Origin of the sequence: Oceanobacillus timonensis (genome assembly GCF_900166635.1) — a bacterium.
Taxonomy (GTDB): Bacteria; Bacillota; Bacilli; order Bacillales; family Amphibacillaceae; genus Oceanobacillus; species Oceanobacillus timonensis.
Window position 1 is genome coordinate 4,022,929 of the sequence record NZ_LT800497.1, and the last position, 23,368, is coordinate 4,046,296.

Below are 23,368 nucleotides of genomic sequence, written 5' to 3' on the forward strand. Positions count from 1 at the left end.
TTTATCACCTCTATTTTTAAGGATAAAGGTGTGAGGTTAAAACGAGGTATAGGCTTTGTTTAAAATTTGGTTAAAAAGATTAGAAAACGCCATTTGATAAAGCGCACAAAAAAAGAGACAGTTTATGTCACCCGTCTCTTTTCACTCTCATAATCCTTATCTCGGTTCCCTGTTCCGTAGAATTCATCTCCCAATCCAGATCCATCCCTTTCACCATCATATCAACAATCGAAAGACCGATTCCTTCCCCTTTTTGCTTGGTTCCTGTCTGCATACCTTTTCCTTTATCTGAAATAACAATCGCATCATGCTGCTCCGTTTCCTCTGTCCGCACAGCAATATATTTGCCGTCTGCCGCATGGCGCAGCACATTTTGCAGGAGATTATCCAAAATCCGGCTGAACCATAAGGCATCGATTTCCCATGTGTTCTCTTCAAAACCTTCCATATCAACGTCTATTTCAAATCCTTCTTTCTCAAAAACAGGGTACCAGGCTGCTAAATATTGACGAAGGAATCGCGGCATATCGACTTCTTTTAATTCTTTCCTATATTTGCTCGCCATCAGCAGTGTATACGATAGAAGATTTTCAATTAATTTATCCACGTCTTCAATCGATGCGGATGTCAATTTTAGAGACCGCTTCGCCTCTTCTGGCAAATCCATTTTCTGTAATGTATAAGCTTGTGCATTTATTTTAGTTAAGGGCGTCCGTAAATCATGGGATAAATTAGCAATCAATTCTTTTCGCAACTGCTCCTCTTCCTGTTCACGTTCTCTGCTGTCTCTTATTTCCTGTACCATACGGTTAAAGGACTTCTCTAAATCCCCAATCTCGTCCTGTTTCTTTTCTTCAATAAGGATCGGCAAACCATCCGTATCCCGAATTTCCATTGCTTCCTGAAGATGCACCAGGCGTTTACGAATTCTTTTGAAGAACCATAAGGAAAGGAAAATAAATAAAAATACGACGACCATTGTCAAAATAATAGCAGCCCAACTATACTGATTGAAAAGGCGTTGTGCATTAGTCTGCATCACTTCTCGAGGCAGCTGAAAAACGACAAAACCATCGTCTTCATTTTCCCCTGTAAAAGCAACGACTGTAAATGGGTCATTCTCATAATGATTTTTTAAAAATTGCACGGTATAGGTAATATCCCATCTATCTGGTAAATTTTCCTGCAAATTCCTTTGCACATCCAAAACACCGTCTCCATCTACCCGGAACATGGAAGCGGTCGGGTAAATCTCCTGCCACTCCGCAAATAAAGCGGCCGCATCGTCTTCGGATACAACTTGACCAGCTTCCTGATGCCATTTTTCTTCTATCTCATCATATGTATTCTGTCCTACTTCCGGAGTATTGGAATCATCAACTAAATTAAAAAAAACAAAAATGAAGGCAAAATAGGCTGCTTGTATTAAAAAAATAGCAATAAGTATAATCAATATATATTTCGCTAATAAAGATTTTAAAAATCGTTTCATTTTTTCACCCGATACCCAATCCCGCGAATCGTCTCAATAATCGTCGGTTTCGCCGGATTTTCTTCCATTTTTTCACGCAGATAACGGATATGCACCATCAATGTTTTATCCCCTTCCATATACTGTTCTCCCCATACGCCTTCATAAAGCTGTTCTTTTGTCAGGATTTGATTCAAGTGGCGCAGGAAGTATTGAAACAGTTGAAATTGCTTTCCTGTCAGCAGTATTTCCGCATCTGTATTTTTATTTATAATCACCAAGGATTTCATATCTATATGCAGATGGCCAATTTCCAGCGTATCTTCTTTCTTTTGAAAACGGCGAAGCAAGACATCCACACGTGCAGCTAACTCATCTGGATGGAATGGTTTTGTCACATAATCGTCCGCAAAGCTCAACCCTTCTATCTTGTCCTCCACCGCGGAACGCGCGGATAACATCACAATCGGCGTTTCCTGATTCGCTTTTTTGATTCGTTTTCCAATGGAGAAACCGTCAAGCCCCGGCAGCATAATATCCAAAATAGCCAGATCTATATCGTTTATATATGTTTCTAATTCACTCCCGGATATTAGCCAAGTTACTTGATGACCCCGTCCTGTTAAATCTTCTGTTACCCATTGTCCGATTTCTTTTTCGTCCTCAATATATAGGATATGTGCCAATTGTCCCACCTCTTTATTAGCCAATTTTTCACTTTCTAACCAGTAACTATTCCTAAAACACAATTACTTCTCTGTACTCAATCATACCAATTACAGAGAAGAAAAGTGCGAAATTCTTTTATTTTTAAACAAAATTTAAATAACATGCCTGCCTTCATTCAAAACAAAAAATTCGCCTCACACAATAGTCCATAGACCATGAGACGGTTCCAACTCTCTATCCCTTTCCCTTAAGCATACTGCAAAATCCGTTCTGCAGCCTTTCTCGCACCGGCAATATTTCTGGAAACCGGACCAATCTCCAATTCCGCTAACGCCCCCGCTACAAAAAGCCCGTTTTTCCATTCAAGTTCTTTGGTAACAATCGGAAACCCGCAAGGCGCACACGGCAAATGCATATGCTTTATGACCGGATCCAGCCATTCTTTCCCCGGCATGGCAACAGATGAACCAGTCGCCAGCATAATAGTACTTCCTTTCAACTTTTCTTGATCTTCCATAACCAGCTGCATTGTTCCATCAGCATTTTCTATCCATTCTTGAATACAACCAGTATACATATCTAATCTTCCGGTTCTCTCTTGTTGCAGCAGCTTCAAATATAAGTCTCTGGTGACAGACCCTCGATTCCTTGCATGTTGGATGACTTCCCGTCTTTCTTTATAGCTTGTCAGCTTATCATATTTATTTAAATATTTAGGTCCAAGCCACCCCGGGTCACTATCAAAATGATGAATCCGTAATGGGTGCCGCTTCACCATTGTGACAGAATCAATCGATTCTTTTTGTGTGAGTGCATAAGCAAGATGCGCTGCAGTCATTCCGCCGCCAATAACAATGACATCCCCTGTCTCAGGAAGTTCATTATCCATTTCAAATACATGTTTCACGGACGCATGATCTCTACAAGTTTCAGCCCATGATGGATAATGGGGAGTATGGTTTACTCCCATCGCAAGTACGACACGCTCACTAACAAAACAACGGCCATCTGCAACACAAACCTTCCAGCCAGATTCCGTCCAAGAAAGTCCGGATACCTCTCCTTGCAGCCAACACGCCATAACACCTATTTTCTCCAGTAAATCCATGCTATGCTGATTAAACATGTCTAAACGCGGCCGCTGATATTGTCCTTTAAATCCGGAGGCATAGTTGTGTTTAGAAGAATACTTTTTTAAACTGTATGGATCAGCATCTAGGTGATGAACGAGGGGAGAGCGTAAATACGACATTTCTATCTTATCCGTAATCGTGCGCCACCTCTCCAGCGGCTGTTGATGCGGATCGATTATCAATAAATCCTCTGTCTCTACTTTCTCCTCTTCAAGCAAGAGTAAAGCTACGCAACTCCCTTGAATTCCTCCTCCAATCACAATCCATTTATACATCCATATCCCTCTTTCTTTATAGATTTTAAACCGTAATTGTTACGGTTGAATAACAAAAATTTTTGTTTATTCATCTGAGCCATTATCTGAAGTTTTATTTTTCTACCCAATATCATTTATTCCAATCCCTCTGTATAAAAATATCTCCTGTTTTTTTGAACCTCAAAATCAGCGGAAACAACATTTGTACAATCAAGCCAACGTGTTTCTGTTATTACCTTTTCTGTATTTAAATCTATTTTTGCTTCTATTTCCTTTAATACTTCTAAAAGTTCAGGTAAGGATAAATCAAACGCTTCAGCGATATGCCTATGAGGAGATTCCGTTCGAAGCAAATCCATAAAGTGTTCAGGAGTCAATGCTTTTTCAGAAATCATATCTTCCATACTTATCACTTTTCTAAATAACAATCGTTCTTCCTTGGTAAGAAAGCGATCTATCATTTTTTCCTGAAGCTTTTTCCCTAAGTAACTATCCAAATCAAACACCTCCTGATAATTCTCTTCAAACGTAATCGTTACGATTTATAACGGAAATATATTTACTTTACCATGAAGATGACATAAAAACAACATCATTCTTCTAAAAGGACTAATCCATCCATAACTGTTCCTGCCAAATTAAAAAGCTACCTTCCACCAACTCAATGGCATCAGATAACTTTTTAAACATACATTATAAAGACATGTCACTTAAGCATCCTCTGGTTCAATGCTGAGTGTCGAATCAGGATATTCGATTCCAACAGCAGCGCTGACATTCATCGTTACACCGAAAAGTGCGAATACTACCAGTCCAGCAATAACTAATTTCTTCATCCGATCCCTCCTTTCATATCCAAAACATTTTTTATCTTAAAATAAGCTTGTTTATATTGCTTATTTTGAGAATAATAATCAGATAACATCACATTATAGTGAATCAGGAATTCCCTATCGTTATTTTCTTCACAAAAAGGAATCGCAACCGTTTCCAAGTATGTTGCTACACAATCTCCATTTAACTGTAATTGAAGAACATAAAATTTAATCTTATATTCTTCCATACTATATTTGTCAGCTAAGGCTGCACCTTTTGTAATATGCTGGCTTGCTTCTTCTTTATTTTCTATACGCAAATATAACTCTGCCAACGTGAGAATTGTTTTCAGACCATGTTGCTCTTCCATTGATGCAGAAAGGCTCTCTTGATAATAATAAATAGCCTTGTTCAAATCTTTCTTTTTTTCATAGGCAAGTCCTAAATTATGATACACTTTTCGTTGCAGGTCTCTATTATTGTTAATGACTTTCTCCACCCGGAAATAATAGTCAATGGCTTCATCATAATTTCCCATCTTAAAATAATTAATGCCCAACAGAAAATAACAAACAGTACATTGATCATAGTTCATTTCCTGTAAATACTTATCTAAAGCTATTTCTAGATGTTGAATGGACTTATATATATTATCTTTACGGTTATATGTTAGAGATATTTCATAATGAATATCTGCTTTATACGGAAAGTTCAATGCATTCGCCAGCCCTAAATATAACTCTAATGCGGCATCATAATTCCCGGTTTTATAATAATATAGGCCGCAAACTCTATTAAATAAAGGCATTATTTTCATATTACTATAATCTTGCAAAGATTCTGCTTCTTGAAATTTTCTTTCAACCTCTTCGATTGTTGAAGCTCTTAATGCAAATCGTAATTCTATTAAGCTGATGAGCAGCCTCATTCCAGGATCTGAAGATTTTTCAAATTCTTTTAAAAATGATTGATAAGCTTCTTCGGCTGCGGGCATGTTTTCCTTAATCAATTGATATATATATTCTACTCTTTGAATAACCTTATCATTTACCACATCATCTATTTGTACTAAATCCTCAAACGATATACCAAACCTTTCAGCCAGCAACTGTAGAATCTCTTCATTAGGAACGACATTACCAGTTTCAATCTTGCTGTAATAAGATACAGAGCAAATACCTTCAACAATCTCATGCTGGGTAGAATGCTGCTTATTTCGTAAATATTTAAGTTTTTGTCCTAAATCCAAAATCCTCTCTCCTCTTCATGAAAATTTCCCTAATCTAAATGTAACATAATTTCATTTAAAAATAGAAGGATTCTTTTTTATTTTAGGATTTATTTATCATCCGTAAAGTAGGATGAAACCATATAATTTCTCGCAAGCCATGAAAAAAATTGATATGATAAAAAATAATGCATGTGAATAAAGGTAATAAGAAGGGGTTGCATCATGCCAATATCTATCTACTACCAGACAAATGCAAAAGAATGGAAACGAGCTGAAAACGATACTGCTGTTCCAAATGATGCGAGTTTTATATGGTACGATTTTGTCAATGCAAGTGCAGAGGAAAGCAAATTGCTGGCTTCCCAATTTCATTTCGACCCGCTGGCTATTGAGGATACCATTAAAACGGTGTCACGGCCAAAATTGAAAAAATATCCGGAGTATCAATTTTTAGTTTGTCATTTAATCAATCCAGAAGATTATCGCGCACAGGCAATTAATCTTTTTATGAAAGGGCCTATTCTTGTAACCTATCATAAGGGTAGTTTGGGAAAACTGGGCGATGTAGAAGCGGCAATTCAGAAACGTTATCCTTCTCAATCTGTGACGCCTGAAGATGTAGCTTTTATTATTTTAGATTTTATCGTTGATAGCTATTTTGAATATGTCGATCATATCGAGGATGAAGTCTTTTCTTTTGAAGACAGACACGTCAATGATACTGCAGATAATAAACTGATGGAGGATGTTTTTCAGATACGTTCTTTGATTATTAAGTTAAAACGTGTCACCATGCCAATGCAGGAACTCATCCAACACTTGAAAGAAGACACCAGTTTTACAAAAACAAAGAAACAAAAAATGTATATACACCATATTGAAGACCATATCATTAAACAGATGCATACCATTAAATCTGCAGAAGAGATGACTGGAGACATCCGCGATAATTACGATTCTTTCAATTCTTACCGTCTAAACAATATCATGAAAATCCTGACACTGGTTTCCGTTATTTTTCTTCCCTTAACATTAATTACCGGAATTTATGGAATGAACTTTGGGAATATGCCGGAATTAGAATGGGATGATGGTTACTTTGCGGTACTTGTTGTTATGCTGCTTATCAGCATTGGATTAATTATTTATTTTAAAGTAAAAAAATGGTTTTAACATGCTGTAATCATCCAGCACCAAAATGCCTGGATGATTACCTATTAGATGATTCTCTGTGATGCGTACTACGCTTCTGCACCTTTGACAAATGAAAATCGTGAACAATGGAAATAACCGGGCGAATCAGCATTTGTATACTTCCAATAACAAATAAAACAGTGCCGGCAAAGGTTGTATTTTCATTGAAAAATAAAAAGCTTCCAATAAGGAAAATCAGGCCGAGAACTAAATCATTTATTTGATAAAGCAGTTTATATATGGAGGTTACTCTTAACTCTATTCTGCTTAAATGCAAATCTAATTCCGGATTATTTTTATTTAACTGCATTCCGTTCTCTCCTCGCTTATTGTTTCTAAAAGTTTTTTCATCTTTTACTCTATGTCATTCTCATATCAATATTTTATCAAATGGTTCCAAGTTAAGAAAATTCCTCCTCTATGAACATATCGTTCAACTCTTTTTTTAGGTATATGTTTACTCGGCAGTCAGCGTTTCATAAACCATCGTGTGAAACTTTTTCCTGATTTCAGACAATCGATGCTGCCGCCCATAGTGAACCATATTGGTAAGCAGCACCGTAACAATTTCTTCTTTCGGGTCAATCCACAAACTTGTTCCTGTAAATCCTGTATGTCCAAATGAACCGATAGACCAAGCTGGTCCGCAAGTAGTTCCAAGTGTTTTATCGCATAATACTTCAAAGCCTAAACCTCGGTTTTGGATTACATTTTCTTTGATTAAGGCCATTGTCTCCGGTCTTAATATCGACTGCTTTTCTGGATACAGCCAATAATCGGCATAGGCCGCTACATCGGAAATGTTAGAAAATAAACCCGCGGAACCGCCAACACCGCCTAAATGATAGACTTTTTCATCATGTACCTCACCATGAACATATTTCCCGCAAACTTTTTCTGTAGCAGCGATTTTATTTTTCTCTATTTTCTCAGGAAGAAAGCCAGTGTCTTTCATCCCCCAAGGCTGATATAATTCCTTATCCGCAAAGACATCCAGCCGTTGGTTTGTGATGGCTTCTACAACTTTTCCTAACACAATCATCCCGATATCACTATATAAAACCTGCGTCTCTGGCGGGTGATCTGCTGTACAGTTTAAAATTTCTTTCCATACGTCTCTTTGCTGGTACCGGTTTTTCACAGATAAATCTGCGGAAACACCGGAGGTATGCTGTAAAAAATGGCGAATGCTGATCTGCTTTTGCGGAAACGCAGGTATATATTTATTTACCGCATCGTCTATATGTAGCTCTTTTCGTTGATGTAAAAGTAGAATACTCGGCAGCGTACACATCATTTTTGTTAAAGAAGCCAGGTCAAAGTAAGTGTCTGTCGTAACAGGGATTCTCTCTCCCTTATTGTTTAAGAAGGAACCTGCACTTCGTAACGTTTTCTGTTGCTGATGATGCTTAACAAGATAAACAGCTGCGGGAATTTCATCTTTTGTAACTAATCCCTCTAAATACTGTTCACAAGCCTTCATTTATAGCACCTCTTCTCCCTGTATCTGACAGCATTTTTTTGATTTGTTCCGGCAAATAACCCTGCTGTTTTAAAACAAGAACAATACTTCCAATCACAGGTGAATTCTGCGATGTTAAAACGTTCAAAGAAGGAATCGCAGCGAGTTCCGCTTTCACCTTTTCGACGATGAAGTCATTCTGAAAAATGCCTCCTGCCAATACAAATGAAACAGCCCCATCCGTCCTTTGAAACAGCCTTTCAAACAATACCTGACCGCGATTCGCTATTTGTTCAGCTGTTTCTTGAATAATTTTTATTGCGATTTCATCTTTCATTTCAGCAGCTTGAAAGACATAGTTTGCAAATGCAGCCACGCGCTGTTTTTCAAAATGTTGATAGATAATAGGAACTAATTCTTCGATACGGTCAATTTCTTCTCCATTCAAAATAAGGTCTGTCAGCGCAGTTTCCGGTCCCAGCCCGTCTAATTCATTGAATACAGCTATCAAGGCTTGTGACCCTACATCATAGCCGCTGCCCGGGTCTCCTCCAATTACATGCCCCCACCCGCCAACGCGGGCTGTCTTAGATTGATGGATTCCAAGCGTGATGGCTCCTGTTCCGCAGATAGACACAATACCATCTGCGCCAAACGTTTCTGAATAAAGCGCAATGGTTCCATCATGTTCCACAACGATTTCATTACCGGAGAACCTATGCGGTGATGTCTTCCGAAAGTATTCCAACCATTTTTTCTGATCCGCTTCTCTCCCTAACCCCGCTACTCCTAAACCTACCGATAAATCAGTATTTTCGGATAAATAATTGTGTTCACATGCTTTACTTATTATTTGGCTGACGACTTTTGCAGAATGTGTGAAACTGGTACTGTGGGGATTTGCAGCTTCTGCTTCTGTTTCCCATACAAATCCCTCTGTTTTATGAAACAATAGCGCTTTGGTTTTTGTTCCTCCGCCATCCACTCCTAAGATATACATGTTTTATCACCCTTTATAAGGATTTCGACATTCGTGTTGTAATACTTCTTATGCCTTATTAAGATAATGTATCGTTGTACCATCATGTCTTGAAGAAACCATGGAGTACCTCCCATACCTGCTCAATAAATTGTATGTTTTTTTGTGAAATGATATCCATGATGAATCTGACGTTTTCTCATGGAAAATTACTGTTGTTACTGACTATATCACAGAAGAGATTATTTATCTGTATGCAAATTAGTGTGGAGTGGAAAACTTGTGGAGGAATGTTTTTGTACAGGAAAGGGCTAGATTCGAATAATAAATGAAGAGCTTAACTGTGGAAAGAAACTTAGTGCATTATATCTGTTGTAGATATATTTACTGCTAATCTGCTTCGTCTGTATAATAGCGCTAAAGAGAATAACTTTTTATGGTACTAGGCTCCATTATAGCCAAATCTTTAATACTATAACTGGAGCATAGTACTTTATAAAAATTCCTATAGGGGAATGATGATATAAAGTAAAAAGGATTCATGTCATCTTTATTAATAACTAAACGTTAAATTCCTATTTTTAGCTTCTAAATTAAGAGCTGGTTGTCCATCCGCCGTCAACAACTAATTCTAATCCTGTGACGTATTTTGATTCATCCGATGCTAAATATAGATATGCATTTGCAATATCTGAGGACTCTCCTGCATAAGGCTTCAAAGGTGTTCTCCCTTTAAACGTTTCTCCCATCTGTTCACGGGATTTAATTCCTGTCTTTTCAGCCATTCCCGTATAAATAGCGCCCGGGTGAACAGAATTTACCCGGATGTTATCTTTACCAAACCACTGTGCCGCATGCTTTGTCAAAGATCGTACAGCCCCTTTGGAAGCACTATATGCCGCTCCCTCTGCATCACCAATCCCGCCAACAATTGCAGCAATAGATGAAGTATTCACAATAGATCCTCCACCTTGGTTCTGTAAATGTGGAATCACTGCTTTCATTCCTAACCATACACCCGTAGTATTTATCGCCATTACTTTATTCCAGTCATCTAATTCAGCATCTAAAATCCCTTTTGCCATATGAATGCCGGCATTATTTATTAATATATCTATTTTCCCGTATTGTTCCAGTGTTTTATCAATTACTTTACTCCATGATTCTGGATCGGATACATCCAGTTTTAAAGCAATAGCGTCTCCGCCGTCTGTAACAATCTCATTTTTCTTTTCATCTAACATGTCCACTTCAATATCTGTGATAACTACCTTTGCACCTTCTTTAGCAAATAATTGTGCTCCGGCCAATCCCATTCCGCTTGCAGCACCTGTGATAATAGCTACTTTTCCTGCTAATCTATTCATCCGATTCATCTCCATCTCCGTTTATTGTGCGCTTAATCCACCATCAATTACTAACTCAATCCCCGTTACATAGCTGGACTCATCAGATGCTAAAAAAAGGACTACGTTGGTAACCTCTTCTGGCTCCCCTGCTCTCTTCAAAGGAAATGCACTCACTAATTCATCATTAATTAAATGTTCTGTCATTGGCGTTCTTATAAATCCTGGATGAACAGAATTCACACGTACACCAAATTCACCTAATTCAAGTGCTGCTGCTTTTGTCATCCCTCTTACAGCAAATTTTGATGCGGTGTATGCTCCTTTTTTATATGCTCCAATAATGCCAGCAAGTGAAGATATATTGACAATGGACCCTTCTTCAGCTTTTTTCATAGACGGAGCAACATGCTTCATTCCTAAAAATACAGAAACCTGATTCACGTCGATCACTTTTCGATACGTTTCTTCCGGATAATCTTCTAAATCAATTTCAGAAATATCAATACCTGCATTATTAACCAATACATTAATTGGCCCAAATATTTTTTCTGTTTCTTGGATGACCATTTCCCAATCTTCTGCCTTTGTAACATCATGTTTTATGAAGTGAACATTATTACCTAGCTCTTTTTCTAATTCTTTGCCGTCATCTTCCAATATATCTGTAGCTGCGACTTTCGCTCCCTCTTCCACCATTCTTCTTACGTGTTGAGCCCCCATTCCTCTTGCGCCGCCTGTCACAACAATCACTTTTCCGTTTAATCTGCCCATGCGTAATTACCTCCCTTATAAGTTAATTGAGTAACTTCATGAATACATGTAAAATAAAATTAAGTAAACGCTTACAAAGTTGATCTTAATTTAAGTATAAATACTCATTCTATATATTCAATCATTAAAAATAAGCAATCTGTATCGTTAATCAACATATAAAGAAATACTGTTGCATTATCAGTCTATTAAAAGGGAGGTTGTATTTATGATTACAGACAAAGGAGGAATAGACCGGCGGATTAGAAGAACGAAAAGGAACCTGCAGAGTGCGTTTATTCTGCTTCTGAATGAGAAGGATTACTACCGTATTACAGTAACAGATATCGTAACACAGGCAGACTATAACCGGGCAACGTTTTATCGGCATTATCAAGATAAAGAATCATTGGTTCAAGATTTAATTAATATTATCTTAGAGGATTTAATCAAATCTTTCCGTTATCCCTATAAAAATAAAAAATGGCTTTCCGTCGATAGTTTATCCTCTTCCAATGTAATTATTTTTTATCATATTCTGGATAATGTTAATTTCTATCGACTATGGAAGGATTCAGAAGGCATTCCTGGATTCCAGACACAATTTATCAATACACTTATTCAACTACACAAAAATGATATTTCTAACTATGCAAATCCTGATATGGATATGGATGATGAATTATTTATTACTTATCGGGCCTATGGTGTTTGGGGGCTAATTATAAACTGGATAAAAAGTGACTTCCAGATACCAGTGGAAGATATGACAGATCAATTAATTAAAATATTAAATTATCATCCTTCTTCAAGATATAAGCTAAATCATTTTTAAGTAATCAATTGTACCTCTTTTCCGTTATTTTTAGGTTTTTAATATAAAGAGGCTGACACTTTTGAGGTCAGCCTCTTTATTTTAATTCGCTATCTCATCCATTGGTGCAAATAATTCAAAGTGAATATCATTATCGGCAACATTCATGTTTCTTAAATGGCCGTCCATTGCACCCATAAAACCTTTTGGTCCACAGAGATAGAAAGATGCATCTACTGTTGGAATTACGGTTTTCAACCAATCAAAGTCGATTCTTCCTTCTTTATCACACGCGTCTGCACCAGTGCTATCCGCATAAACAGTATAATAGGTTACTTGTTTATTCGCCTCAGCAATAGATGCCACTTTATCCTTCATCGCATGGTAAGCCCGGGATCTTGCTGCATGAATAAAGATCACTTCTCTCTCCGGCTGCTCTTCTATTGCAGTTTCTAGCATACTCATTAATGGGGTTAAGCCGACTCCTCCGCTAATCAACACTAACGGTTTTTGTTCTGTTTCATTTAATACGAAATCCCCAGACGGTGAAGTGATTGGAAGAATCGCTCCTTCTTCCACTTGGTTATGAAGGTAATTAGATACAATACCTTCCGGATTATGCTCATCTTCCCGTTTCACACTGATTCGCAAGAAATCCTGTCCCGGCGCAGTGGATAAACTATACTGACGTAAATGATCATAAGTTTCTCCGTCAATTTGTGCTTTCACTGTGATATATTGTCCGGGTTGATAAGCTGGGAGTTTGCCATTATCTGCAGGTTTTAAATAAAAGGAAGTAATGACTTCACTTTCAGGGATTTTCTTCACGACTGTAAAATCACGAAATCCAACCCAGTCTCCCGGCGCATTTTGCTTTTCTTCATACATTTCTTTTTCAACACTGATAAAAACATTAGCAATGACACCGTAAGCTTTTTCCCATGCATTAATAATGTCATCCGTGGCAGCTTCTCCAAGCACATCCTTAATCGCAATTAATAAATATTTTCCTACGATAGGATATTGTTCCGGCTTGATATTTAAGCTTGTGTGTTTATGTGCTATTTGTTTTACATGAGGCAAGATATCTTCTAAATGCTCGATATTTGCTGCGGCTGCATACACCGTATTTGCCAATGCTTTTGGCTGTCCGCCCTTCCGTTGGTTTGTCTGGTTAAAAACATTTTTCAATTCTGGATGATTTTCTAACATAATTTTATAAAAGTGACTTGTAATTGCTTCCCCATGCTCCTGCAAAACAGGAACCGTTGCCTTTACCGTTTCAATTGTTTTTTGATCTAATTCTGTTGTTGTAGCTCCCATTATAAAACGCTCCTTTGTTTATAAAAGTCATTTCAATAAATAAAAGATGTATTTTGTTTACATGTTTTATTTTATTCCTGTTATAATGTGAATTCAATGTGTCATAAGCAAATTTATGTTACAATTATGTGAAATAATTAACAAATGGAGCGATACCATGAACTTAAAAAAATATACAGATTTTTCTTTGCGTGTCTTGATTTTTGCAGGATTAAAGTCAGAGGAAGAGCTTTCGACCATTAAAGAAGTATCGGATGTCTATTCCATTTCACCAGAGCATCTGCGAAAAGTTGTCCATGATTTAACGAAAAGAGGATTACTGACATCTGTAAGAGGAAGAAACGGCGGTTTTCGTCTTGCGAAGCCTGCTTCAGATATTAATATTGGATTATTAATCCGCTCCCTGGAGAGTGATTTTAATCTGTTGGAATGCTTTGATAAAGGGACCAACCATTGTGTGATTTCGCCGGGCTGTTCTTTGAAGCACGTGTTGAATAAAGCGTTGTTTCAATTTTTTAAAGTGCTGGAAGAATATACGCTGGAGGATTTAATACAGAATGAAGAAGAACTGAAGGAATTGATGGGGATGGAACATTGAAGGTGGAGGGGAGGATATTCTTGTATTTCACTATCATGTTATGCTGTACACAAACAAGAACATCTTTTAAAATGCATATTTAAAATAATACGTTACTAAAAATTTCGTTCGGGCAGATAAAAATAAAAGCTCTTCGATGGAACAAGTAATTTTTATCTTAAATTGTTTGTTAAAATGCAAGAAATCGTGGTTTTTACTCGTGTACAGCATTATGATATGTATTTGAAAAAATGCTGTCATGCAGCCATAATTTCTCCAGTATCGCGTTTAGCTATTAGAAAGGAAATATCTCCCTCTCCATCCACGAAATCCTCTTGAAACACTTGTAAAATATCCGCTTTATCTGTTCCGCAGAAACCAATATGATTAGTCTTTTGATGATTCATATCCGCAAGAAAGTCAGTTAATAATTCAAGATTATTTGCTCGTTCTATTATAACGGTCATCTTCATACACCTTCTTTTATAAAGCTAGACAATGCATTCCAGAAAATTTTTGCAGAATGGCAATAGCCTCCAAAATAAGTTCGTTCCTGCTTAATTATTATATTCTAACCAATCCCTCGCAATTCTTGTTGTATCTCTTGAAATAAAATCCATTTCAAAAACGACCTCTTTTTTGCGGATTTGTTTACCCTTTAACATATTCGTTAATATAGATGAGGCTCTCTTCCCTATTCCAATCAAATCAACTTGTACAGTCGATAAAGCAGGAGTAATATAACTTGCTAATGGAACATCGTTTAATCCAACCACAGATAAATCCTCAGGTATCTTTAAGCCAACTTTTTCCGCAGCTTTGATTAATCCAATTGCTAAATAATCAGATGAACAAACAAATCCTGTTATCCCTGCGTTCTCAATTAAAAAATTCTCCAAATCCTGATTTCCAGCTTGTATTTCGAATTCACCCACTTCAAATATATTATTTTTATTGTATTCCATATTTAAAGACTCTATTGCTTGTTTATACCCTCTTAAACATTTCACACTATGCATAGAATCTATAGGGCCATTTATAAAGCCAATATTTTTGTGTCCTAATTTATAAAGTTCTTCTACTGCTTTTTTGGTACCTAACTCATCATTTGGCCGTACACAAGGAAATGGTGAATCTTCTAAATAACTGCCAATGACTACAATCGGCAGTCCGATACTTTCTAACCATTCAAGTTTCAACTCTTTATATCTCGGAGCAAATAATATTACACCATCCACTGATTGAGTTTCCAGCAATCTTTTTTGCTGCAGAGAAGTAAACGACATCACCATATTATAATCTGTTTTATCTAACCCTTTTGCAATACCTTCTAATACGGTAGAAAAAAATGGATTATTTAAAGTAAATGTACCTCTTGGTATTACTATAGCTATATTTCCGGTCGATTTCATAACTAATCCACGAGCACCCATATTAGGGCGGTAATCTAATTCATTCATGACTTCGCGTATTTTTTCTTCAGTTTCCTTACCCACTCCTGGTTTTCCACTTATGACTCGTGAAACAGAAGCAATTGAAACGCCTGCCTTTAACGCAACATCCTTCATACTGACAGTCACTATTTTCTCCCCCATTTAATGATTGTTGCTTTTATTATAAAACATTCTTCCATCATTTCATAGAATAGAGGAATATATGTAAAAGCTAATAGGTTCTTATTTCAGAAACATATTAGCTTTTTATTTGTAATAATTACTTTTCATTAATAACACTTATACTTCTACAGACAGCCCCACTTTTTTGAGACCTTCAGATATTTCTTGTCTTTCTTCCTCGGTTAATGGCAAAACTGGACGACGAGCTAGAGAGCTGCTAATTAACCCACGTTGATACATTGCTTCTTTCATTCTTAAATGTGACGTCGATGAAGGTTCATCCATCTTATAAATTGCTTGTTTTAATTCATAAATACGATCATAAACTTTATTAGCTTCTGCTAGATTTTGGTTGTTAACTTGCTTAACGAGTTCTGCAATCAAATCTGGAACAAAGCAGCCAAATCCTACCAATGCACCGTCAATACCTTGGACAAGCGTTGGCAACAGATATTCATCGTGACATGTTAACAGGGATACATCTGGTGCATGCTCCTTAAGTGCTCTTACATCTACTTCATATTGGGCCATATCGCGTTGACCTATTTTAAAGGACACCACATTAGGTATTTCCGACATTTCTAATAATTGATCCGTCGTATATGATGGTTTAGTCCAGGTAGGATATTGATGGACTACAATTCCAATATTGACCGATTCAGCTACATCCTTAAAAAATTCAACTGGGGAATCCGGCTGCATTCCAAAGCGTAACCATGAATGTGGAGGCATTAATAATATCCCTTCCCCGCCAGCTTGCTCAACTGCTTGACTATGTTGAATAGCTTCCATCGTTCCTTCTGCAGAAACCCCAGAAATGACAGGGATACGTCCTTGTAATTCATCCGCTGCTATTCTTACCGCGTCTGCACGTTCTTCCGGAAATAAAGTCATGATTTCTCCTGTATGTCCATTAACTACTATTCCACTTACCCCTTCATGACTTGCCACCCATCTAACTAATTTACGAAATTCTGGTTCGTCAATTGAATAATCATCCTTAAAGGGAATTAACACTGCAGGAAATACTCCGCTCCATTTTTCTTTATTTTTCATTATAATCTCCTCCTAGATTTATTACGTAAACGTTTACGTAATAATAATAAAACGGTTTCATTATATTGTCAATGAAAATTGCTAATTTTTCGTTAACGATTTATTTATTAACTGAACATTTTTTGGATTATATCTACAACAACAAACGCAATCAATACTAACGAAAATAAGTAACTTATTGTCATGCAGACTTGCAATAATTTCGGTTTTTTTAAGCCTTTATTTACTTCTTTATTATACAAAAGCAAGCACATAAAAAGACCTCCAAACGGTGCTGCAACAGCCGTCGCTATATTAGCCAAATAAATCAGCTGTATGGGGGATCCCCCATAGCTAAAACTCACAATAGCAGAAATAATTAAAACAACAAGAGATCCCCAACGAACACTTTTTTCTTCCAAACCTGCAGGCTTATTAAAGCCTGCATTTAACAACACAATAGAACGATGGGTATTTCCTAGAAGTGATGAAAACGCACACGCAACTAAGGCAAGGCCCATAACAATACTAGCAGCTCTACCCATAAAAGGGACTAACATATCTGCAAGCTGTGCTGGAGAGTTGATTACTACTTGATTAGGAAATAATACAATAGCTCCAACAAGAACTATTGCGCCGCTCACTAATATTACTCCTACTATATGCGCAATAGAATCCGCCAACATACCACCATTAAATAGATCATCTTTTTTCCACTTCTTCTCCTTACTTAAATAAGTTCCGTATAATGCAGTTGTAATAGAAGCATTTGTGCTAATAAACCCTAATACTAAAGCTAAACTTCCCACCGGAAAAGTCCAATGACTTAGACCATACGCTAATTCATCTAAATCCGGTCCTCCAGTTTGGAATATCGTAGCATAAAACGCCAATATTAGCCCAATCACGCACAACATTGATATCTTTTCCACTTTTGAATATACACCTTTGGAAAAATAACAGTATACTAAAAATGCCAGCATAATCATCGCCCCTAATTTCCAATCAATACCGAATAGCAGATTCATGCCTGCACCCGTACCCGAAATATTTCCTATAGTAAAAAAAACGCACGATAGAAAAGTTGTTATCCCTACAATTTGGGCAGCCCAGGGACCAAAATAATGCCTAATCGCATGCAAAGCTGGCATACCAGTCAAAAGAGATACTCTATATGTTGTTAACAAGAAAGATATACCCATAAAAGCAATTGGTATCATAATCCAAAGTAAGGAATATCCATACATTGCTCCCACCATAGATGCGGTCGTGATTGCTCCGGGCCCCATAACAATCCCCGCCAATATTATTCCCGGACCGATTCTCTTCATCAAATCTTTGAAGGGAAGACGCTTAATATTAGATTCACGGACAGGTTCTTGTTCAATTAGGTTCTCCTGGTTCATAGTCAACCTCCAGTTCCGTTTTTTTGGTAAACGTTTACGTAAAATTAAAATACCACGTAAGCGCATACAAAGTCAATATATTTTATAATATATATTCCGAACTTTCTTTATTCAATTATTTCCATCTCTTCTACATCGTATCTAAAAATATTTTTTCTACATGAACATAATTACCTCGAATAACCAGCACCAACAAAGATGCAGATAAGAAAATAACAATAGAGCTTACACTCAACTATAAAAGTTTCGCTTCTTCTTTTATTGATACTTCTTCTAACCTCTAATACTTTTATTTCCATTTAAACATCACACAGATATTTATTTCAGATAATGACTGTTAATTAAATTCGAAAAAATACGTATATACTTTGGTATTGATTAATGCAAACGCTTTTACAACGAACTACAAAAGCTCTACAATTTTATAAAAGACAAATCTATAAAGGAGAGATTTTTTGCAGCATCATCCATGGAACACTCTATCTGTTGATGAAATAAATCATTTAATGAATAACACCCCCATTTCTTGGTGGATTGCTGCGGGCTAGGCACTCGATTTGCATTATGGAAAACAAACAAGAAAACATGAAGACATGGATATTCTTATTAAACGCAAAGATCTGCCTGCACTAAAACAGCATCTAAGTGAAAGTTTTGAATTATTCCTTGCTGATAAAGGCATATTGACAAAGCTGTCAGATTTCAATACACAAAACAGCATATCAGGCAGTCTTTGGGTAAGAAAAAAGCAAAACACAAGCTGGTTATTTGAAGTCATGCTAACAGATACAGAAAATAATGAATGGATTTATAAAAGAGATAATCAGATTAGACGGCATATCAACGAGATTGGCGGAATAACTGATGATGGTGTCCCTTATATAAAACCAGAGATACAATTATTATATAAGGGTGGCAGTTCTGTTATCAGAGAGAAAGATTATAGGGATTTAGAGCGGTTGCTTCCCGTTCTGAAAAAGAGTGAAATAAAGTGGTTGTATCATTCATTACGTCAGCAATTTAATTGGAAACATCCATGGCTGGAAATCATTGATGATAAAACAAAAAGCCTCCCTACCCATACCTTAATTATCGGTGGAACAGGAATGTTATCTGCTGCATCTTTATGGCTTGCCGCTAATTCAAACAAAGTCTCCATTCTCGCACGCAACCAGACTAAGATGGAGAGAGTGCTTAACAAAGCTAACGCAGGTTCTTTTATTACTCCGTTGCTAGTTAACTACAAAGATAGTACTGTGCTGAAAGAAAAGATTCAAGCAGCCATCATCCAGAACGGCCCTATCGATTTGATTATTGCATGGGTTCATTCAGATGCGAACCATGCGTTAGATATTATCTGTCATGAAGTTGCACAGGAAAGTCCATCTTGGAAACTCTATCACGTATTAGGAAGCAGCTCTAACTTAAATCAAATGAAGGATGCTACCGTAAAGAAATATCCAGGCTGCCAGTACAGACAAATTCAGCTTGGATTTATTTTAGACAAAGAGAGCTCTAGGTGGTTAACACATCAAGAAATCAGCGATGGAGTGATTGATGCTGTTACGTATGATCGGGAAGTAAAAATTATTGGGACTGTAGAGCCTTGGGAGAAGCGGCCTTAGCTTTTTTAAGCCCTGCATTGTTTGTTTATCATAATAATCATTCTTATCATTGATTATATAAGTACACTTTCCATCTTAAAAATGAAACAATCCCTATATATGTAAAATTATACTCGAAGGCTCAAGGTCTGCCAGATAGTAAAAAAGAGAAGGTATTCTATCATAAAATGTACGCTTTGCACGGCATCATACATTTACAGAAGAGACCTTCTCACGGAAATCATTACATTAAAATTATACGAAATAATAAAGGAAACAATCCATTTAGATTTCGGCAATTCGTTATAAAATCATTATGCCATTTAAAGCCTTTATCTAAAAAGATGATCTACACCACTAAAGAATTTACATTTGGTATATCTTGGATTAATAACTCTCGTAACAAGTGCTGTGCTCATTTAATCATCTCTCCATTAGATATTTTCTGCTTCATAGAGGTCGATTCTATTAGATATTATTTTGTAACCATCAGATGACAATAGTTTGGCTATAAAGATTGCTTTTTCATCCCGATACAGTTTCATATCCTTACCTTCGAACTTCCTTTTCAATTGATTATATGATTCAATAAAAGTTGGATTTTCAATAAAAAATTGAGTCAATTTCCTAAAGTTATCAACCGATGAACCAATAACTGTTAGCTGTACTCCTAAAGGGAGTATTTCATCTTTCTTTTCAAAAGCACAAAAAAATGATGTTTGGTCACTTTCTTCATTGATATCATAAAGTTTCATTAAAATTTCTTTGGTTTTGTTAAAATTTCCTTGACTAACTCTAACCTGAAGGTCAACATCACCTTTTGTCAATGAACCCTTGATTGCTGTACTTCCAACGTGATAAACCTCTACTTCAGGCAAACAATTTTTTATTAGATTCCGATGTTTTTGAAAAACCTTTTCCGCTTTATCTCTATACTTTTCTTCAGGAGCAAATGTAACAATTTCTTTCATAACCAAAGTACCTCCTACGTTGTCATTATTTATTATTTCTTTTTTACACTCAGAAATCACATTCGTATCACTTACCTTTCAATTAGTATTCTATAATGTTTTTTGCATAAATTATATTTTTTATAAACCTTACCCGTTCCGTCAGTTCAAAGGGCAGTGTGCCAATCACCTTTGAGTTGTCCGAATACGTAACTAAAAATATTATAAAGCGAAACTTCATTCAGGGTGAAGTTTTACGGGGAATTCTCCATAAAAAAGCTACATTGAAGTCTTTTTCTACGTTTGAAATCAAAGAATAACGTCTTGTATCTACACTACTTTACAATCTAATAACAAAACGCATTTTTCTGATTTTCTTTGATAAAATCGGGTATGAGCATACATTAGAAGGAGTGATACATCATGAGGTTGAAAAAATCTTACCTTGCAGCCTTAGGGGTTTCATTGATGCTTATTCTCGGAGCTTGTCAGAGTGATGATCATGAAGAACAGGATAATCAAGAGCCAACGCAAGAAAAAGAAAGTGGCAATGAAGATGAACCAGAATCAGGAAATACTGAAGAGAATGAGAATGAAGATGGATCGGACGATGACAAAGTTGAAGATATATTCGAGGGCGGAGAGTAACATCTATCAAACACATATTCACCTGAATTTTGGTTTTCCAGTTTCAGGTGAATATAGCTTCTTTCTATTCTCTACTGTATACACTCAAAAATATTTTTCGCCTTCGAAATTACATAACCACTGCCCCCGCGGTCCTTCACATCTTCCACCATCATGACCAATAATATGTCAGCATCGTCTTCTTCAAAGCCGACAAACCAGCCATTTTCATTTCCATTATCATCTTCTTTGCTTCCTTTGATTTCTGCTGTGCCAGATTTCCCACCAATGACCGCTTCAGGTATATACGTGCTGTGTGCAGTACCTTCCGGGCTTTCGACGACTTGAATCAGATTCTCTTTTACCAATTCAGCAGTTTCTTCACTAATAAGATTTTCCTTCCAAATCTCTGGTTCATCCGCTTCAACGAGCGAAGGATACAGCATATCTCCTCCATTCAGGTATGGCGTATATGTCAACGCAAGATGCAGCGGACTCATCAGCACCTGGCCTTGTCCATAGGCCGTATCGGCAAGTTGTACTTCATGATTGATTTCGCCATTGTTTGTCAGATTAGAAGCTGGAATGGAAAAAGGAAAGGAAATGTCTTCTCCAAATCCAAAAGCAGCTGTCTCTTCTAAAAAGGTTTCTTTCCCCATTTCCAGGGCTTCCTGTGCAAAATAGATATTATCAGAATGAACAAAGGCATCGCGCAGATTAACGTTCGCTTTATCATGTACACGTGTGACATAATAATCTCCCCACGAATCATCCTTGGTCCAATGCAGTCCATCAATCTGTCTGACCTTTTCTGAATTGGTAATGCCTGTTTCCAGTCCTACCGATGCAGTTATCGTTTTGAACACAGACCCCGGAGCATACCGGCTTATAGACCGGTTTAAGAATGGCTCTTCCGGATCTTCATTCCATGTTTTCCATTGTTCGTCTGACAATCCTCTTACAAAAGCATTCGGGTCGTAAGCAGGCGAGCTGACTAGGGATAAAACGTCTCCTGTATGCGGATCTAGGGCTACAGAAGTTCCTACATCGCCTTCAAATTGGTTATATACTTTTTGTTGCAATGCAGCGTCGATGGTTAATTGCACGTCCTCTCCATCCACCGGTTCTTTTTTCGCTAACGTTTCTTTCAAATCACCGTCCGCATTACTAATATAAATATGGGTGCCATCTTCTCCTCGTAGTTGATCTTCATATATTTTTTCTAGTCCTGCGTTGCCAATCACGTCTCCAGCAGCATAACCATCCAGTTCTTCCAGCTGTTCTGCCGATATTTCCCGAACATAGCCTGTTAAATGCGCTGCAGAAGCTCCCAATGGATAGGTACGAACTGTTTCTACACGGGAACTCACTCCTGGAAGTTCTACATAAGTTTCTATATCGTTTTCTCCCATTGGCAATGTTTTTATTGGCACAAATACTTCTGGTGTTACCCAGGATGCATCTAGCGCCTGATCTATTTCTTCCACAGAAATATCCAACAGATCAGCCAGCTTCTCTTTTGTTTGGCTTCCTTCTTCTTCAAGCATATCTGGTATAACGCCAATAACATTTGCTTCTTCATTAATGGCCATTCCCGTTCCATTCTTATCCTTCAACTCTCCTCTTTCTGCTTCTAATTTGTTTACCTTCACTTTATCTTCAGAACCTAACTGCGGAAAAATTTGTGAGGTATTCCACTTAACCAGCCAATCTCCCTCGTCATTTTGCTCTAATGTCAATTGATGCCCATATTCAATGGAACCCGCGGCTGTATCCATCTCTACATGATAGGGAACAGTAAGGAGTTCTCCTTCTGGCTCCAACTGTTCCTCTGAATCTGCTTGCGATGTCACTTGTAAATTCCTCGCTTCTATCCCATCATATATATTTTCATAGCGTTCCATAAACGCTTCTTTGGTTATTTTATTTTTTACTTCTTCGGAAAGCTGTTTATACATCGCAGAAAAATCTTTATTCTCCCAGTTGGAAAGATAATCATCTAAAACTTCCGAAGGCTCCTCATGCATCGTGCAACCTGCTGCTATCATAAGCATCCATGCCATTAAGATAATCATTCGGCAACTTTTCATGCTTCCACCTTCCTA

General features: G+C 37.1%; 23 protein-coding genes. 5 read left to right on the forward strand and 18 right to left on the reverse strand.

What is annotated here, in order from left to right:
- Window positions 1–127: 127 nt before the first annotated feature.
- The 6 genes from B7E05_RS19735 to B7E05_RS19755 form a co-directional block, all read right to left on the reverse strand.
- Window positions 128–1,492, reverse strand: coding sequence for a HAMP domain-containing sensor histidine kinase (locus B7E05_RS19735; protein WP_080875809.1), 1,365 nt, complete (start codon window positions 1,490–1,492; stop codon window positions 128–130).
- The gene (locus B7E05_RS19740) at window positions 1,489–2,157 is read right to left on the reverse strand and encodes a response regulator transcription factor (RefSeq protein ID WP_080875810.1); all 669 of its coding nucleotides are present in this window, start codon (window positions 2,155–2,157) and stop codon (window positions 1,489–1,491) included. Before B7E05_RS19740 ends, B7E05_RS19735 begins: the two co-directional genes overlap by 4 nt.
- A 230-nt stretch (window positions 2,158–2,387) precedes the next feature.
- Window positions 2,388–3,548: an FAD/NAD(P)-binding protein gene (locus tag B7E05_RS19745; RefSeq protein ID WP_080875811.1), complete on the reverse strand. Its 1,161-nt coding sequence runs from the start codon at window positions 3,546–3,548 to the stop codon at window positions 2,388–2,390.
- A 116-nt stretch (window positions 3,549–3,664) separates the two neighbouring features.
- On the reverse strand, window positions 3,665–4,027 hold the full coding sequence (locus B7E05_RS19750) for a hypothetical protein (protein ID WP_080875812.1): 363 nt from the start codon (window positions 4,025–4,027) through the stop codon (window positions 3,665–3,667).
- 213 nt (window positions 4,028–4,240) lie between these two features.
- Window positions 4,241–4,366, reverse strand: coding sequence for a hypothetical protein (locus B7E05_RS22580; RefSeq protein ID WP_281252490.1), 126 nt, complete (start codon window positions 4,364–4,366; stop codon window positions 4,241–4,243).
- Window positions 4,363–5,595, reverse strand: coding sequence for a helix-turn-helix domain-containing protein (locus B7E05_RS19755; protein WP_080875813.1), 1,233 nt, complete (start codon window positions 5,593–5,595; stop codon window positions 4,363–4,365). Before B7E05_RS19755 ends, B7E05_RS22580 begins: the two co-directional genes overlap by 4 nt.
- 204 nt (window positions 5,596–5,799) lie before the next feature.
- Between B7E05_RS19755 and corA the strand changes: the two genes are divergently transcribed.
- Entirely contained in the window at window positions 5,800–6,750 is a 951-nt protein-coding gene (gene corA, locus B7E05_RS19760) for a magnesium/cobalt transporter CorA (RefSeq protein WP_080875814.1), read from the forward strand.
- 37 nt (window positions 6,751–6,787) lie between these two features.
- On the opposite strand, the gene B7E05_RS19765 is transcribed toward corA, so the two are convergent.
- From B7E05_RS19765 to B7E05_RS19785, 5 genes are all read right to left on the reverse strand, one after another.
- A complete protein-coding gene (locus B7E05_RS19765; RefSeq protein ID WP_080875815.1) occupies window positions 6,788–7,081 on the reverse strand; it encodes a YrhK family protein in 294 nt (97 codons plus the stop codon).
- Between the two features lie 147 nt (window positions 7,082–7,228).
- Window positions 7,229–8,254, reverse strand: a complete 1,026-nt coding sequence (locus tag B7E05_RS19770; protein WP_080875816.1) for a serine hydrolase domain-containing protein — start codon at window positions 8,252–8,254, stop codon at window positions 7,229–7,231.
- On the reverse strand, window positions 8,241–9,233 hold the full coding sequence (locus tag B7E05_RS19775) for an N-acetylglucosamine kinase (protein ID WP_080875817.1): 993 nt from the start codon (window positions 9,231–9,233) through the stop codon (window positions 8,241–8,243). Before B7E05_RS19775 ends, B7E05_RS19770 begins: the two co-directional genes overlap by 14 nt.
- A 572-nt stretch (window positions 9,234–9,805) precedes the next feature.
- Window positions 9,806–10,579 carry an SDR family NAD(P)-dependent oxidoreductase gene (locus B7E05_RS19780; RefSeq protein WP_080875818.1) on the reverse strand — a complete coding sequence of 258 codons (774 nt, stop codon included), beginning with the start codon at window positions 10,577–10,579 and terminating at the stop codon, window positions 9,806–9,808.
- 21 nt (window positions 10,580–10,600) lie between these two features.
- Entirely contained in the window at window positions 10,601–11,332 is a 732-nt protein-coding gene (locus tag B7E05_RS19785; RefSeq protein WP_080875819.1) for a glucose 1-dehydrogenase, read from the reverse strand.
- 208 nt (window positions 11,333–11,540) lie between these two features.
- On the opposite strand from B7E05_RS19785, the gene B7E05_RS19790 reads away from it, so the two are divergent.
- Window positions 11,541–12,146 (forward strand): TetR/AcrR family transcriptional regulator, encoded by a 606-nt coding sequence (locus tag B7E05_RS19790; RefSeq protein ID WP_080875820.1) that lies wholly within the window; start codon window positions 11,541–11,543, stop codon window positions 12,144–12,146.
- Window positions 12,147–12,227: 81 nt separating this feature from the next.
- Here B7E05_RS19790 and hmpA read toward each other — a convergent pair whose 3' ends face one another.
- A complete protein-coding gene (gene hmpA / locus B7E05_RS19795) occupies window positions 12,228–13,448 on the reverse strand; it encodes an NO-inducible flavohemoprotein (RefSeq protein ID WP_080875821.1) in 1,221 nt (406 codons plus the stop codon).
- Between the two features lie 157 nt (window positions 13,449–13,605).
- On the opposite strand from hmpA, the gene B7E05_RS19800 reads away from it, so the two are divergent.
- Window positions 13,606–14,046, forward strand: a complete 441-nt coding sequence (locus B7E05_RS19800; RefSeq protein WP_080875822.1) for an RrF2 family transcriptional regulator — start codon at window positions 13,606–13,608, stop codon at window positions 14,044–14,046.
- Between the two features lie 236 nt (window positions 14,047–14,282).
- Here the strand turns inward: B7E05_RS19800 and B7E05_RS19805 are convergent, their stop codons facing one another.
- From B7E05_RS19805 to B7E05_RS19820, 4 genes are all read right to left on the reverse strand, one after another.
- Window positions 14,283–14,492 (reverse strand): hypothetical protein, encoded by a 210-nt coding sequence (locus B7E05_RS19805; RefSeq protein ID WP_080875823.1) that lies wholly within the window; start codon window positions 14,490–14,492, stop codon window positions 14,283–14,285.
- Window positions 14,493–14,582: 90 nt separating this feature from the next.
- Entirely contained in the window at window positions 14,583–15,605 is a 1,023-nt protein-coding gene (locus B7E05_RS19810) for a LacI family DNA-binding transcriptional regulator (RefSeq protein WP_080875824.1), read from the reverse strand.
- Window positions 15,606–15,758: 153 nt separating this feature from the next.
- Window positions 15,759–16,697: a dihydrodipicolinate synthase family protein gene (locus B7E05_RS19815; protein WP_080875825.1), complete on the reverse strand. Its 939-nt coding sequence runs from the start codon at window positions 16,695–16,697 to the stop codon at window positions 15,759–15,761.
- Between the two features lie 107 nt (window positions 16,698–16,804).
- Window positions 16,805–18,082 (reverse strand): Nramp family divalent metal transporter, encoded by a 1,278-nt coding sequence (locus tag B7E05_RS19820; RefSeq protein ID WP_080875826.1) that lies wholly within the window; start codon window positions 18,080–18,082, stop codon window positions 16,805–16,807.
- A 593-nt stretch (window positions 18,083–18,675) separates the two neighbouring features.
- On the opposite strand from B7E05_RS19820, the gene B7E05_RS19825 reads away from it, so the two are divergent.
- Entirely contained in the window at window positions 18,676–19,707 is a 1,032-nt protein-coding gene (locus B7E05_RS19825) for a short-chain dehydrogenase (RefSeq protein WP_143833267.1), read from the forward strand.
- A gap of 413 nt (window positions 19,708–20,120) precedes the next feature.
- On the opposite strand, the gene B7E05_RS19830 is transcribed toward B7E05_RS19825, so the two are convergent.
- Entirely contained in the window at window positions 20,121–20,657 is a 537-nt protein-coding gene (locus B7E05_RS19830) for a GrpB family protein (protein ID WP_080875828.1), read from the reverse strand.
- Window positions 20,658–21,059: 402 nt separating this feature from the next.
- On the opposite strand from B7E05_RS19830, the gene B7E05_RS19835 reads away from it, so the two are divergent.
- The gene (locus B7E05_RS19835; RefSeq protein WP_080875829.1) at window positions 21,060–21,284 is read left to right on the forward strand and encodes a hypothetical protein; all 225 of its coding nucleotides are present in this window, start codon (window positions 21,060–21,062) and stop codon (window positions 21,282–21,284) included.
- A 71-nt stretch (window positions 21,285–21,355) separates the two neighbouring features.
- Here the strand turns inward: B7E05_RS19835 and B7E05_RS19840 are convergent, their stop codons facing one another.
- Complete coding sequence (locus B7E05_RS19840; protein WP_080875830.1) at window positions 21,356–23,353, reverse strand: penicillin-binding transpeptidase domain-containing protein; 1,998 nt, start codon at window positions 23,351–23,353, stop codon at window positions 21,356–21,358.
- Window positions 23,354–23,368: the final 15 nt, after the last annotated feature.

Bases quoted from the DNA above. Each gene is read 5' to 3' on its own strand.
- B7E05_RS19735 (WP_080875809.1), bottom strand. From the start codon at position 1,492: ATGAAACGATTTTTAAAATCTTTATTAGCGAAATATATATTGATTATA.
- B7E05_RS19745 (WP_080875811.1), bottom strand. From the start codon at position 3,548: ATGTATAAATGGATTGTGATTGGAGGAGGAATTCAAGGGAGTTGCGTA.
- B7E05_RS22580 (WP_281252490.1), bottom strand. From the start codon at position 4,366: ATGAAGAAATTAGTTATTGCTGGACTGGTAGTATTCGCACTTTTCGGT.
- corA (WP_080875814.1), top strand. From the start codon at position 5,800: ATGCCAATATCTATCTACTACCAGACAAATGCAAAAGAATGGAAACGA.
- B7E05_RS19765 (WP_080875815.1), bottom strand. From the start codon at position 7,081: ATGCAGTTAAATAAAAATAATCCGGAATTAGATTTGCATTTAAGCAGA.
- B7E05_RS19770 (WP_080875816.1), bottom strand. From the start codon at position 8,254: ATGAAGGCTTGTGAACAGTATTTAGAGGGATTAGTTACAAAAGATGAA.
- B7E05_RS19775 (WP_080875817.1), bottom strand. From the start codon at position 9,233: ATGTATATCTTAGGAGTGGATGGCGGAGGAACAAAAACCAAAGCGCTA.
- B7E05_RS19780 (WP_080875818.1), bottom strand. From the start codon at position 10,579: ATGAATAGATTAGCAGGAAAAGTAGCTATTATCACAGGTGCTGCAAGC.
- B7E05_RS19785 (WP_080875819.1), bottom strand. From the start codon at position 11,332: ATGGGCAGATTAAACGGAAAAGTGATTGTTGTGACAGGCGGCGCAAGA.
- B7E05_RS19790 (WP_080875820.1), top strand. From the start codon at position 11,541: ATGATTACAGACAAAGGAGGAATAGACCGGCGGATTAGAAGAACGAAA.
- hmpA (WP_080875821.1), bottom strand. From the start codon at position 13,448: ATGGGAGCTACAACAACAGAATTAGATCAAAAAACAATTGAAACGGTA.
- B7E05_RS19800 (WP_080875822.1), top strand. From the start codon at position 13,606: ATGAACTTAAAAAAATATACAGATTTTTCTTTGCGTGTCTTGATTTTT.
- B7E05_RS19805 (WP_080875823.1), bottom strand. From the start codon at position 14,492: ATGACCGTTATAATAGAACGAGCAAATAATCTTGAATTATTAACTGAC.
- B7E05_RS19815 (WP_080875825.1), bottom strand. From the start codon at position 16,697: ATGAAAAATAAAGAAAAATGGAGCGGAGTATTTCCTGCAGTGTTAATT.
- B7E05_RS19820 (WP_080875826.1), bottom strand. From the start codon at position 18,082: ATGAACCAGGAGAACCTAATTGAACAAGAACCTGTCCGTGAATCTAAT.
- B7E05_RS19825 (WP_143833267.1), top strand. From the start codon at position 18,676: ATGGATATTCTTATTAAACGCAAAGATCTGCCTGCACTAAAACAGCAT.
- B7E05_RS19830 (WP_080875828.1), bottom strand. From the start codon at position 20,657: ATGAAAGAAATTGTTACATTTGCTCCTGAAGAAAAGTATAGAGATAAA.
- B7E05_RS19835 (WP_080875829.1), top strand. From the start codon at position 21,060: ATGAGGTTGAAAAAATCTTACCTTGCAGCCTTAGGGGTTTCATTGATG.
- B7E05_RS19840 (WP_080875830.1), bottom strand. From the start codon at position 23,353: ATGAAAAGTTGCCGAATGATTATCTTAATGGCATGGATGCTTATGATA.